The sequence below is a fragment of the Bacteroidales bacterium genome, from assembly GCA_018334875.1.
Lineage (GTDB): Bacteria > Bacteroidota > Bacteroidia > Bacteroidales > UBA12077 > JAGXLC01.
The window spans coordinates 15,528-29,193 of record JAGXLC010000020.1 but is presented as its reverse complement, the minus strand read 5'-3'; the positions used below and the strand labels follow the sequence as shown (position 1 = coordinate 29,193).

Genomic DNA, 13,666 nt, shown 5'->3' with positions numbered 1-13,666 from the left:
GCAAAAATATAACAGCAAAAAAACCGGAAATAATTCTGGCAATCTTTCGATTTATCATGAGCCACTTATTTATTTTAGCGGCCCAAAGTAAGAGTTTTTTAAAAAAGCATGCAAATTTTTAATCTGCATTATTCAAAAACGAATCCCGCTGGTAAGCGGGAAAGTTTTTGAATGCGGGATGGATTGAGGGGTAGATGCAGGTAACCCCGCATTAGAAAAACCGGCTTTTTGCGAAATTTTTTGAAGCAAAAAGCCAGGTTTTTCAATAGCGTCAGAATTATTTGTTAATAATTCGGGTTAAAAAGATTAAACAATTTTTTTTAAGGCTTCTTCAACATTGTTTAATGGCTTTTGACAAACCTGACCTTTACAAATATATATCTGGGTTTTACCAAGTTTGAACCGGTTTTTCAGAATAGGCAGGTTGCCCTCGTGGGTACCTCCGGCCAGAATAACACCCGGATGATATATATTTTCAAATCTTTTCCTGTATTCTTCGGATTTTCTGCCAACTATGGATATTTCATAAGGGGGATAGACAAACCAAATCATTAAGCTCAACCAGTTGGAGAAGTATAATGGATTTCTCGGTATCATCGTGTTTGCAGCAGCAAGCATCTTTCTGGCCCGTTCAATGTATGAATCGATATACAAATATTGACCCAGAATGAACAGATTTTTTGCATATACAGAATTGGAAGAAGGCAACACTGCATCCATCACCTCAATTTTATTGGAGATTAATTGCTTGTCAGGCTCTGCAACGTAATTAAACAGGTGGTTTCGTGCATCGGTAAAATTACGCAGAACAAACTCGGTTAATTTATAGGCCCAGTCCACCCATTTTCCGTCAAAGGTAATCTGGAAAAGTTCCAGCAAAACTTCCGTTAAATAGGCATAATCGTCTAAAAATGCGTTTACGGATGATCTCCCGTCAATGTATATTCTCTTCAGCCGGTAATCGCTCCGTAGTTGATAACCGATAAGGTATTCGGCACTGGTAAGGGCTATCCTGAGATATTTACTTTTGCCGGTTGCCCTGTATCCATGAATGAATGCTTTAATGGCCAAAGCATTCCAGGCAGTGATGACCTTTTTGTCAGTGGCGGGTCTGGACCGCTTCTTCCTCCGTTCCCACATAGTCTTCTTACCCTGGTTGACGATTTCCTGCACTTTGCTATAGGAGAGGTTATACTTTTCGGCAAGAGCATCAATGTTCATGTTTTTGGATATCACGTTTCTACTATTCCTGTCGCCATTACGCTGAATACCAAAATAATCACTTAAAATATCTGATTTAGAATGAAGAATAAACTCAACCTCTTCTTTACTCCAGGTATAATAAGCCCCCTCTCCTTCCTCATTATCAGCATCAATAGAAGAATAAAACAGGTTTTCTTCTGACATCATTTCCCTTTGAAGAAAATCGAGTGTTTCGGTTACCGTATCTTTCAGATGTTCTTGCCTGGTGTAAAGATAGGCTTGACTATATAAAACAGCAAGTTGAGCATTGTCATAGAGCATTTTTTCAAAATGGGGCACCATCCATTCCTTATCCGTGGAATAGCGGGCGAAACCACCCCCCAGATGATCATAGATTCCTCCTTCTTCCATTTTTTTCAAGGTAAAAAGTATATGATCCAACAGGTCTTGCTCACCGGTATGAAAGTGGTGTTTCAGCAGAAACTGATAGAATACCGGCATGGGAAATTTAGGAGTGCCTTTAATTCCCCCAAATTCATCATCCAGATATCTCTTTATCGTGTCCACCCTTTCTTTCAGTTCTTTCGTTTGAAAATCCGGTAGGGTGGTTACAGTTTCCATTGGCTGGATGTTTTGGACGCCTTTTTTAATTTCATTGGCTTGTACTTCCAGCTTGTTTGGTGTTTTCCGGTATGTATCGGTAAGATGCATCAACACCTGTTTCCATTGGGATTTTCTGAAGTAAGTACCACCGTATACCGGTCGGCCGTCGGGTAAAGCAAAACAATTAAGGGGCCAGCCTCCCGATCCGGTCATGATATGAACCGCATCCATGTAAATGCTGTCCACATCAGGTCTTTCTTCCCTGTCTACTTTGATGCATATGTAATTCTGATTCATCATCCTGGCCACCTCCTGGTCGCTGAATGATTCATGCTCCATTACATGACACCAGTGACACGCTGCATATCCAATACTGATCAGAACAAGTTTGTTCTCTTTCCGGGCTTTTTCAAATGGTTCATCACCCCAGGGATGCCAGTCAACAGGATTATCTGCATGCTGTAAAAGGTAAGGGCTTGATTCATAAATTAACCGGTTGGTAAATTTATTTTGTTTTGTTGTACCATCCATAGCTTGTCTGTTTTTGTCTTATTGTTATTATAACAATTTAGATCAAATAAATGTTGACAGACAAGTAATCTAAAGGATTATTTTACCATGATCTGAAACTGTTTTATTTCACTGGTTTCTTCGGTACCGGGCCTTTTATAAATAAATTTCAGGAGGGTTTTGCCTTCTTTTACGGCTTCAAAATGCCATTTTTTAATCCCTCCGGAACCTAAACGGGGCTTACCTGAGGGATTTTCGTCCGGTACATATTCTTCGCCCTGTAAGATTACCAGGGAATCGGAAAGGCCTTCCTCTATCATCCAGGTATATCCAGTAGAAGGATTGGTTTTTAGGTTAATAACAAATTCTTCTCCTTTGTTAACTTTATATTGCCGGTCAAATTGAATACCGGCACAGGAAGAAGTTGCCAATAACACTGCAAAAACCAGGAGATCAATGGAATGTTTCATAAAATGTAAATTATTCGTTTCTGATTAACGTATAAATTTAATGAAAAAAATGCCATAAGGCAAAGCTTATGGCACAATACAATTTTCTGTGAAAAGGACAGCTTTTATTGAATCCCTTTTACAGCCTGTTCAATATTTTGAAGAGCAGTTCTCAGGGTTTGCCGCGGACAACCAAAATTCAACCGCTGGAACCCTGCTCCGTTTTCCCCGAAAGAAGATCCTTCATTCATTCCTACCCCGGCTTCTTTTACCATAAAACTGTTGATCCGGTTATTTTCTACTGGCAATTCCCTGCAGTCCAGCCATGCAAGATAAGTGCCCTCAGGTTTGATAAGGTGCATTCCGGGAATACGTGTGTCCATGTATTCGCTGATGAGCTCTATATTGCCGGCCAGATATTCAAGCAATTCATCCAGCCATTGTTCTCCATAGTTATAAGCGGCTTCCAGAGCTACATTGCCAAAAATATTCCCGTGCCAGAGGTGTATTCTTTCAATCATCTCATTGAATAAACCCCTGAGTTTTCTATTTGGAATGATGCCAATAGAGGTGGATAATCCGGCAATATTAAAAGTTTTGCTTGGAGCCAGAAAAGTCAGGGTATTCCAGGCAATAGATTCGCTGATGGAAGCCATTGGTGTGTAAACATGCCCCGGAAATACAATATCGGAATGAATTTCATCGGCTATAATTAAAGCCCCATATTTACAGCAAAGCTCTCCCATTGTTTTCAGCTCCTGGCGGGTCCATACCGATCCACCCGGATTATGAGGATTAGAAAGGATAAAAAGTTTTACCCCTGATTTGAGCTGTTCTTCAAAATCCTCCATATCGATTTGATATCTTCCTTCGCGAAGAAGAAGGCGGTTTTCCACCAATTGCCGTCCATTTTTTTTAACAGCCTGGAAAAAAGGGAAATAAACAGGAGGTTGAATCATCACCTTATCGCCCGGTTCGGTGAGGATCATGATGGATAAATTAACCCCGGGTACAATCCCGGGGGTAAAAGTCATCCATTCGCGCGATATGGACCAGTTGTATCTTTTTTTCGTCCAGCGCATTACCGATTGATAAAAAGACTCGGGTCTAATGCTGTATCCGTAAATTTCATGGCGGGCCCTTTCCATAATGGCTTCTGAAACGGAAGGCGGCACCTTGAAATCCATATCAGCCACCCACATTGGAAGCACGTCTTCCCTTCCGAACAACTTCTTTCTCAGGTCGTATTTAACGCTGTTGGTATTAGCCCTGGGTATGCGTTCATCAAAATTATACGGCATATATTATTTTTTAGAAAATCCAACCGACTGGCTGTAGATAATATGTAAATTCTCCTCCAGATTCAGGGTTTCTGCAATTAAATCCTTATTGATGGCACCCCGAAAAACAGAGTTTAACCCTTCCGAAGCACAAAAAAGATAAACGTTCTGACCAATGAATCCACTATGGGCGGAGGCAGTTACCATATGTTGCTGCTCACTTCCATCAGAGTATTTTGAAAAATCTGATACATAAACCAGGTTTACCGAAGCGTTTTCCACGAAATCCTGCGACCCCATATCGGCGCGGACATCTTTTTCGGTAATGCGTTTTAATGCATGCTGTTCCGGAAGATAAAGATAAGCCCCGTCAGCAGTAGTAACAAAAATTTCTATATCCTGCACATTATGTGCCGATGGTGCAGTGCGATTTCCCGATTCCGGCCTGTTTATACCAAAGGCAGCCCAAAGCAGGTTGGAAAGCATTTGATCATCCATTTCTTTATCTGCAAAGGTCCGGGAAGATTGCCTTTGATTCAATGCTTTCATTAGACGTTTGCCTCCCCTTTTTTGAGGATCAGGCAATTGTTTGATTTCCTGCGCCTGTAAATGGTTCAGACCAAATACCAATAACATAAATACGGAAATCAGCGTTAATCTTTTCATAATCAATAATCATTTAGATTCGACAAAAATTTTTCCTTGTTGATGATATATCGAACGTGTGTACCTTCGCCAATTACATCTTTTTCATCACGGGCGTTGACTTCAAAAACCAGTTCTTTTTTCATAATGAATGATGCATGGTTTTTGAAATTTTAACCTTTAATAAATTGTTACACTAAAATGAAAAAATTCAAGCACTAATCCTGCAACAATTTATCTGCCATAGCATTGGCGATGTTTTCACACCCGGCAAAAGCTTCATCTCCGGGAACGCCTTTTATATCCACCGGATCGCCAACCATTTCCCAATCAATATTTTCTGCAAATTTGTTCAGTGCTTTAACACCTCCGCCTGTCCAGCTATAGGAACCAAACAACCCCAGATAATGGTTTTTAGGACCAATCTGTTCCATGGTACGGGTAAAATGTTCCACAGTTGGGAGCAATCCGCCATTGTATGCGCAACTACCAAGTATAACACCTTTAAACCGCCATACATCATTGATCAGATGTGAGAGGTGGGTTTTGGAAGCATCCCGTACACGGATGTTTTTAATTCCCCGTTCGGATATCTTGCGGGCAATATAATCGGCCATTTTTTCGGTATTGCCGTACATCGATCCGAAGACAATCACCACACCGGTCTCTGTCTCAAACTTGCTCCAGCGGTCGTAAAGAGAAAGAACTTTATTGACATCGTTACGCCAAACAGGACCATGGGTGGCGGCTACCATTTGTATATCAAACCCTTCCAGCTTTTTAAATGCTTTTTGAACCATATTGCTGTATTTTCCAACAATATTTGAAAAATAACGCCTCATCTCATCTTCATAGAATTCAAAATTGATCTCATCATTGAATATTCCTCCGTCGAGGGAGCCAAAACTGCCAAAAGCATCCCCGGAAAAAAGAATTTTATCGGTCTGATCATACGTCATCATGGTTTCAGGCCAGTGAACCCATGGAGTGGAAATAAATTTCAGTGTATGTTTACCCAGTGCCAGTTCATCCCCGTTTTTAACCTCGTACAAATTGTCCTTATATCCGTAGTAAGCTTCCAAAATTTTAAATGTTTTAAGATTGCCTACAATCTGAATACCGGGATACTTTTCCACAAGGCTCCTGATGGCCCCGGAATGATCGGGCTCCATATGATTTACAATGAGGTAATCAACCTGCCGGTTATCGCCAATGATGCTTCTGATTTTATCGATATATTCTTCGGCAGAACTGAAATGAACTGTATCGACCAGGGCTATCTTCTCGTCATCGATCAGGTAAGAATTATAAGATATTCCATTGTCAAGGGGCCACAGATTTTCAAAAAGATCTGTTTTTCGGTCATTTACCCCTATCCAATGTACGTTGTCACTGACTTTTACCGTATAATGCATATTTTTAAATTTTTTTAGGATTATTATCCGACAAAAATAAATAAATTAAGGAGGAATGTTTGACAAACGGTTTTATTATACATGTCATTTTATGTATTTTTGGCCCCATAAATCCGAATTTACTTACAGTGCCGATGGAAACACCTACAAACAGCAATTCCTGGTATTATCCAAAAATTCCTCAAGGCTTTCATATTGTTCTGACATTTATTGCTTTATCCTTTATTACAGGGATGCTGGTGTCAGTCGGAAATTTATCCGGAACTAAGCTGATGATGGATATTCTGATGTTGCTGGGTTATTTGGTAGCGGCAGGGGGCACATTGTTAATAGCAACACAGGTAAAAACCAGGGTTTATGCCAGTAAACCCGCATTCAGAAATCATACAGTCACTTCCGGAGATTACGTCATTATTTTAATGCTCACTGTACTGGTGATTATCGTCATTGATCCCCTTACCAACTTGTTCCCTGTACCCGATCGATACCATGACCTGTTTGAAACCCTGTTTAGTAAAAGCATTCCGGCTTTTATCACCGCAGTTATATTAGCTCCGCTTTTAGAAGAATTGATATTCAGGGGAATTATTTTGGAAGGTTTCCTAAGAAATTATTCGCCGGTAAAAGCCATATTATGGACCAATTTCCTTTTTGGTGTGGCTCATATGAATCCCTGGCAGTTTATAGGTGCTTTCTTTATGGGGATCTTTATCAGTTGGGTTTATTATAAAACCCGAAACATAACACTTTCCGTTTTCATTCATTTTGTCAACAATCTGATAAGCTACCTGTTCCTCTATTTTACAGATAAACCCGTCATGGAGGCAAGCCTCAGGGATGTCTTTACCGGTTCTTCGGGGTACTATACACTCATTATCGTCAGTGTTTTATTGCTGGGGCTGTTTTTTATGTTTTCCGCGCGTATCTTCCCGGTCAAAACCTTACCAGGAGAGTTTAACGATCAATAAAGGGCTTAATAAGGCTTTTTCCCTGAAAAAAACTTCATAAACTGCATTCTGTAATAAGCAGCAGGGTTTTCCGATTTTTTGGTGCTTAATAACCCCCTGAATTCATTAATATTTTTATAGCCTTTTTCATCCATCCAGGTTTCCAGGTCATTGAGCATAGTACGGATATGGGATTTGCCGTTCATGTAGATGGTGGAAGCTACTTCTACCACTTGTGCACCGGCAAGGAGTTGTTTGATAACACCATTGCCGTGATGGATGCCCGTTGAAGCGGCCAGATCACATTCCGCCCGGTCGGCCATAATACCGATCCATCTGAGGGGCATACTTATTTCGGAAGGTTTGCTCAGTACATTGGTGGATAGCAGATTCAATTTATTGATGTCGATATCCGGACTGTAAAAGCGATTGAAAAGCACCAGCCCGTCAATACCTGAATATGAAAGTTCCTGAATGAGTGAACCCAGATTGTTGGAATAAAAGCTAATCTTGAGCGAGATGGGGATTTTAACATATTTCTTTACCTCTTCAACGATCTGAAAATATTCTCTTTCCCGTTCATCACATGTTTTTCCAAAATCCGAAGGCATAAGAAATACATTCAGCTCCAGGGCGTCAGCACCGGCATCTTGCAGGTATTGAGCATAAAATGGCCACTTTTCAGAAGTAACACAATTAACCGAAGCTATAATGGGAATGGATACCTCCTTCTTTGCCTCAGTAATCATCCCCAAATAACTTGTTAAAGAATCATCAGAAGCAAAGTTGTCATAAAATTCCAGGGTTTCGGGATACAAAAACGAACTCTTGTTCATATCTTCCTGATCCCTTTCGAGTTGTATTCGTATTTCTTCCTCAAAAATGGATTTTAATACCACGGCTCCGGCTCCGTTTTGTTCAAATTCCTTAATGTCTTTCAGGGAATTGGTAAGACCGGAACTTGCTGCGACAATAGGATTATTTAATTTTAAACCAAGGTATCTTGTCTGTAAATCAGCCATAGCTAAAGATTTTTGAATTTTTGGGAGATGTAAATGTAATTAAAACTCTTTCAGGTTGATTTCAAGTCCCGATTCAATTTCAAAATCTTCCACTTCATGAACCATATCAGGATCTTCACTATCGTAAAACCAATTCACCTCTACTTCTCCTCCCTCTTCCTGGTATTTTTTGAGAATTTCAAAAATATCAAGTAAGCACTTGGTAGCACTGGTATTGAAATAGACCAGCTTAATATTAATGGTTATTTTTTTGCCAACGGATTTGATGTATTCTTCGATCCAATTCATTAAAGGAAGATAAAACGTGTAGGTCGATTCCATATAGGATTCACCAATGATTTCGCAGACTCCTGTTTCAGCATTGAATTTAACTTCAGGTTTATCGGGGTTTTCAAGCGATCGCTGAATGTGGATATTTTGCATAGATATGGATCTTTGTGGTTATCGTTTCAAATATATTAATAAAATATTGGTTATAGCTTAAACTTATAAATCTTTTTTGCGTAGAAATTGATTAAATGAGAACAGAACATAAAATTCTACGTAAAATGAGTTTTTTGGTTATATTTGAACGAGTCAAATTACAGATAATCCTGATAAGCAGTATGAAAAAATTATTTATTTTGTTCCTGATCATGTTTTTGGCCTTCAGCAATGAAGTTAGTGCACAATTGCCCGATGCTTTGGAAAAAAATACCATCATCAACCAGAATATTAAGGCACAGATTCAGGTTAATTTTAAGTATAAAGACGGAGAGCCTTCCGAAGAAGGTTACAAAAATGCGTTTAAAGAATTCGACAGAAATGGGAATGTCATTAAAGAAGAGTATTATCGGCGGGGCGATATCAATCAGGAGCTCAGCTATAAATACAATAAAAACCAGGATAAAACGGAATATGTAAATTACAGTGTCGAGGAAGATGAGGTGCGATTCAAGCAGACTATAGATTATAACAACGACGGGAAGAAAACAAGGGAAAGCCGGTTCAATGGAAGTGAACACCGGGTTATCAACTATCAATACAATAATGAGGGCAAACTGACCAAAATCATTAAAAAAGACCGGGATGGTAATCTTGTAGAAAGAAGATTGTTCTCTTACGAAGCTAATAATGCGAAAATAAGGGTGCTGGACCCACAAGACCAGCTAACGCTGAGAATTGTCAATAAATACGATGATAACGGAAACCATACGGAATATCTGGAATTCACTCCCGAAGGGAAGAGGATTAAAAAGATATCGTATAAGTTTGATGGCAACAATAATAAAGTAGAAGAAATAAAATATCAGAAGGGAAACTTTATCTATCGCAAGGAATTTGAATATAATGGGAGCAATCAGTTGGTTGAGATACAAAAAGAGCAGCCTAAAGGTGAAATCCACATATCCAAGATTTTTGAGTATAACAGCAATGGGCATTTATCGAAAGAGATGTGGTATGATTCCAGGGCGGATGATTATTCCAGCAAAAAATATTTTTATAATGCCCGGGGAATTGTAGAAAAGGCAGAAGTGTATTATGCCGTTTATGATTATAAAGTGCTTTACCGGTATAATTATAAATTTTATAATTGATTGTGGAGCATTTCGGCAATGTCGGCAGCTTGTTTGATCCGGTCAGCCATGCCGATTCCGCCCTTTAAATTACCCGCAATAATAAGGCCTTTGTGTTGATTTTCAATTTTTTTTATGGATTTAAACCGTTTGCTACTCTCTTTTCCATACTGGGGTATGGCATATTGATAACGGTGGAACCTTAATAAATCCGGTTGAAATTGATTCAGCCCAAACATGTGTTTCATTTCTTTTTCCAGTAAACCGGTCAGTTGCTGATCTGATTTTTCATACAACTCCTCTCTTCTGATTCCTCCCATGAATATGGCAAAAAGCTGGCCTCCATCCGGGGCCCGATCCGGCAGAAAGGATGACATAAATAAAGCTCCCAGGATATCCCTTTTTTCAATATGAGGAACCAGACCTCCAAAACCATCCAGTTGTGGACCTTGCCAGTTTTTAAAACCAACAGCCGCCTGAACAACTTTAGCGTATTTAAGGTTTGTAATATCATTGATATCACCCTTATCCAGAAACGGGAAGATGGAAGGGAGTTCGTAAGCTCCTACTGTGGAAATCACACGGTTTGCTTTGATTTTTCCGTTTTTCCCCTGGTGCTGAAACTCTACTTCAAAATGATTGCTTTCAGGTTTAACCTTCAGGCCTTCTATGTTAAAGAGGAACCGATCTTTTCCGGCGGATTTATACAGTGCGGTGGTCAGATTGCTCAATCCCCCCTTTACAGAAAAGACATTTTTTGTAGCCTTTTTTTCCATCTCATCTTTTTTCTCAAATTTCTTTTTTACAGCCCCTCCGATGAAACTTCCATAATCCTGTTCCAGATAATATAGTTTTGGAAGTGCATATTTGGGTACGATCATGGAGGGATCACCGGCATAAACACCCAATATGAATGGATCCACTGCATAATGCAGAAAGGTCTCTCCCATTCTTCTTCTGACCATAGCATCCAGGGTTTCTTCCGGATTTCTGCCTGGTTTACGAAAAGGCTCCCCAAGGATTCTGAATTTGTCTTTTCGGCTAAAAAGTGGTGTTTTGATTCCTTCCTTCAGTCCGGAGGGAAGTTTTTCCCAGCGGTCATTTTTCCAGATATATCTTTTTTTTACGGATTCATCAGGTATAAAAGGCTTGCAATAATCATTCAGTTCATCGAATAATTCGGCTACTTCACCATACTTAACGATGCCCGTATTGGGTCCTTCCTCATAAATAAATCCGTTTTCTCTCTGTGTGCCGATTACTCCACCCGGCCTGTCATTTTTTTCCAAAACCAGTACCGACTGGTCCGAATCTTTTAACTTGTGTGCCATTGTCAAGCCGGTAAGACCAGCTCCTAATATTACAATATCATAATGTGCATTCATGGTTTCTGCTTTTATATCGTTTTTGAATACCGGTTCCCGGATGAGGATTTCATCAGCGGGTCAAAAGCCATGGCAATGTTTCTGATCAGGAAAAAACCCCTGGAAGTTACATTGACCACCTGATCGTCATAACTAAGCAACCCGTCGCCTGCAAATTCCTCCAGACTTTTCGGATTGTATTCAAGCACCTGCTTAATTTTTTCGGGGGTTATATCAAATTCCTCTGCAACAGATTTAAAATCAAGGTAATGATTACACATGATTTCATTGAGTGCCTTCCTGCGGATCTTTTCACTTTTGTTTAGCTTGTAGCCCCGGAATACAGGCAACCGATCATTTTCAAGTATTTGATTGTAATCGCTCAGTTTTCTGGTGTTTTGGCTATATCCCCCGGCAAGCTGGCTGATGCCTGTAGCACCAAAAGCGTAAACCTGACCGGTTTTATCTTTGGTGCAATATCCCTGGAAATTTCTGTGGAGGGTTTTATTTTTCAGGGCAAGGCTCAGTTCATCCCCTGGCTTGGCATAATGGTCCATACCAATCGCCAAATAACCATTTTCCGTTAGAAGCTTAAAAGATGATTTAAGCATCTTAAGCTTTGTATCGGCCTGGGGAATATCATAAGATTCAAGCTTTTTCTGATGCTCTTTGAACCAGGGAACATGCGCATAAGAAAAGGTAACAATCCTTTCCGGATAGATTGCCAGCGCTTGTTTAATGCTTTCAGTATGATCTTCCACCGTTTGAGAAGGGAGACCATAAACAAAATCGAAGTTGACACCCTCAAAACCCGCTTTTTTAGCCGTGCGGTAAATATCTTTTATGGGATATTTTGATGGTCGCCGATGTAATCTTTTCAACAGGTCGGGGTTAAAGTCCTGAATTCCCAGGCTCATCCTGTTAAATCCCATGTTGGCCAGACGTACAATATGGTCAAGCTCCAGATAAGCCGGGCTGCATTCCATAGCAATTTCCGGATCAGGAGACAGGGAGAAGGTATTATAAATCAAATCCATGATCTCTTCCACATAATCCAGATTCAGAGCATTAGGTGTGCCACCGCCCCAGTGAATCTGAGTGACCTGCCGGGTTTTATCCAGATTTTCAGCAACAAACCCGATCTCTTTTTTCACATTATGGATATATCTTTCTATTTCCTGCCTTTCGGGCATTAAATTGGTATTGCACCCGCAGAAATAACAAATTTGGGGACAAAAAGGAATGTGTATATACAGAGATATGTTAGAAGGCCATTCATCATTGGAATCTCTGACCATCTGAATAAAGTCTTTACCGGTGAATTCTTCCGTAAAGTAATTGGCCGGGGGATAACTCGTATACCTGGGTCCCGGCTTGTTATATTTTTTTATGAGCGCTGTATCTATTTGCATAAAAATAACTTTTAAACACTTTGTTCGGACAAAGCATAAGTGGATTCAGGTTCAGGTTCAGCAGGCAGTTCAGGATCAAAGTATAATCTACCTATGCTCAGGGTTACAATAAGACCAACCACCGTTTCAACAAGGAATAATCCTGAATAGCCGATCCAGTCCCCTATTCTTCCGCTGATAACTACCACCAAAAGACTGCTCAGGTGTGTCAATACAATCTGAAGCGTATAATCGGTACCTTCTTTCCCTTTACGTACCGTATTCATTGAGATTGTAAATATTGCTACGGAGGCCATGCCATAAGCACTCCAAATTAGTGCAATTCCAGTATAAATCAATGCGATATGGGTGTTTCCGAAAGCGATGAATGTCATAAAACCGGCAGCCAAACATCCATATAAAGCGAATAGGCGCAATCCGTTCAAATTACCGATTCTCCGTAAAATATATCCCCCGAGAAAAGCGCTTCCTGCACCAAAAGCGGTACCAAAAATTCCCGTCATAAAAGCAATCTCTTTCACCGTATAACCCAGATCCACCAGGTAAGGTTTAAGCATAGCCAAAATGCCTATGAGACCTGCATAAAATATTACCAGGAGCGTGACTCTTTTACCAATCCGCTTCTGACGAAAGAACCCCCATATATTGGAAAAGGCAATCCGGTTCCTTTTGATGTGGAATTGCTGCTGTTTTTTCGGTTCCCGGTACCTTGAAACCGGTATGAGCGCAATCAGAACAATACCACTGAGCACGAGCATAAGATACTGCCATCCTATTATAGTGTAGAGAAAAAGCAAAACCCCGCTGCCGAATAAAGTCCCGAGAAAGTTTCCCGAGGATTGCATGCTGTTGCCCATGCTTCTTTCCTTCTTTTTCAATATCCTCACGGCCAGGGCATCTGAACCTATATCCTGAATGGATGATAACATAAATGCCAGGATCATCAGAACAATGATGGTGGTAAAATCGCTTTGGAGGTTGAAAAATCCTATAGCAATGATTACCATAGCATAAAAAACTTCCGATCCGATAATCCACTTACGATAGTGCATGTTATCCCTGGCATTGTGATCGACAACAGGTCCCCACAAAAATTTTACAACCCAGGGTATTTTGATAAGCTGAATCATACCGATGCTGGATAATGAATACTCTTCCATCCGCATAATTACAGGTAAAACGGTGGAGAAAAAGCTCATCGGAATGGATTGAGCAAGATAAAGACTCAGCAATATACCGTATTTCTGCGTGGATTTCATA

At 40.1% G+C, this 13,666-nt stretch carries 12 protein-coding genes; 2 read left to right on the top strand and 10 right to left on the bottom strand.

What is annotated here, in order from left to right; translation table 11 throughout:
• Window positions 1-306: 306 nt before the first annotated feature.
• The 5 genes from KGY70_03370 to KGY70_03350 all read right to left on the bottom strand — a co-directional run bounded on the left by KGY70_03370 (window position 307) and on the right by KGY70_03350 (window position 6,105).
• Complete coding sequence (locus KGY70_03370; GenBank protein MBS3774206.1) at window positions 307-2,337, bottom strand: thioredoxin domain-containing protein; 2,031 nt, start codon at window positions 2,335-2,337, stop codon at window positions 307-309.
• Between the two features lie 77 nt (window positions 2,338-2,414).
• Window positions 2,415-2,786, bottom strand: coding sequence for a protease inhibitor I42 family protein (locus KGY70_03365; protein MBS3774205.1), 372 nt, complete (start codon window positions 2,784-2,786; stop codon window positions 2,415-2,417).
• 104 nt (window positions 2,787-2,890) lie between these two features.
• Window positions 2,891-4,066 (bottom strand): PatB family C-S lyase, encoded by a 1,176-nt coding sequence (locus KGY70_03360; protein ID MBS3774204.1) that lies wholly within the window; start codon window positions 4,064-4,066, stop codon window positions 2,891-2,893.
• Window positions 4,067-4,069: 3 nt separating this feature from the next.
• Entirely contained in the window at window positions 4,070-4,681 is a 612-nt protein-coding gene (locus KGY70_03355) for a SagB/ThcOx family dehydrogenase (GenBank protein MBS3774203.1), read from the bottom strand.
• Window positions 4,682-4,908: 227 nt separating this feature from the next.
• A complete protein-coding gene (locus KGY70_03350) occupies window positions 4,909-6,105 on the bottom strand; it encodes an FprA family A-type flavoprotein (protein ID MBS3774202.1) in 1,197 nt (398 codons plus the stop codon).
• 134 nt (window positions 6,106-6,239) lie between these two features.
• Between KGY70_03350 and KGY70_03345 the strand changes: the two genes are divergently transcribed.
• A complete protein-coding gene (locus KGY70_03345; protein ID MBS3774201.1) occupies window positions 6,240-7,073 on the top strand; it encodes a CPBP family intramembrane metalloprotease in 834 nt (277 codons plus the stop codon).
• Between the two features lie 5 nt (window positions 7,074-7,078).
• Here the strand turns inward: KGY70_03345 and KGY70_03340 are convergent, their stop codons facing one another.
• Window positions 7,079-8,074 carry a dihydroorotate dehydrogenase-like protein gene (locus tag KGY70_03340; GenBank protein ID MBS3774200.1) on the bottom strand — a complete coding sequence of 332 codons (996 nt, stop codon included), beginning with the start codon at window positions 8,072-8,074 and terminating at the stop codon, window positions 7,079-7,081.
• A gap of 39 nt (window positions 8,075-8,113) precedes the next feature.
• The gene (locus tag KGY70_03335; GenBank protein MBS3774199.1) at window positions 8,114-8,497 is read right to left on the bottom strand and encodes a DUF1987 domain-containing protein; all 384 of its coding nucleotides are present in this window, start codon (window positions 8,495-8,497) and stop codon (window positions 8,114-8,116) included.
• 182 nt (window positions 8,498-8,679) lie between these two features.
• Here KGY70_03335 and KGY70_03330 point away from each other — a divergent pair, with 182 nt between their 5' ends.
• Complete coding sequence (locus tag KGY70_03330; protein ID MBS3774198.1) at window positions 8,680-9,651, top strand: hypothetical protein; 972 nt, start codon at window positions 8,680-8,682, stop codon at window positions 9,649-9,651.
• Here the strand turns inward: KGY70_03330 and hemG are convergent.
• Genes hemG through KGY70_03315 form a run of 3 tightly spaced genes read right to left on the bottom strand, consistent with a single transcriptional unit; the run spans window position 9,642 to window position 13,665 of the window.
• Window positions 9,642-11,015: a protoporphyrinogen oxidase gene (gene hemG, locus KGY70_03325; GenBank protein ID MBS3774197.1), complete on the bottom strand. Its 1,374-nt coding sequence runs from the start codon at window positions 11,013-11,015 to the stop codon at window positions 9,642-9,644. The genes KGY70_03330 and hemG overlap by 10 nt on opposite strands.
• 11 nt (window positions 11,016-11,026) lie before the next feature.
• Complete coding sequence (gene hemN, locus KGY70_03320) at window positions 11,027-12,406, bottom strand: oxygen-independent coproporphyrinogen III oxidase (protein ID MBS3774196.1); 1,380 nt, start codon at window positions 12,404-12,406, stop codon at window positions 11,027-11,029.
• An 11-nt stretch (window positions 12,407-12,417) separates the two neighbouring features.
• Window positions 12,418-13,665 (bottom strand): MFS transporter, encoded by a 1,248-nt coding sequence (locus KGY70_03315; protein MBS3774195.1) that lies wholly within the window; start codon window positions 13,663-13,665, stop codon window positions 12,418-12,420.
• Window position 13,666: the final 1 nt, after the last annotated feature.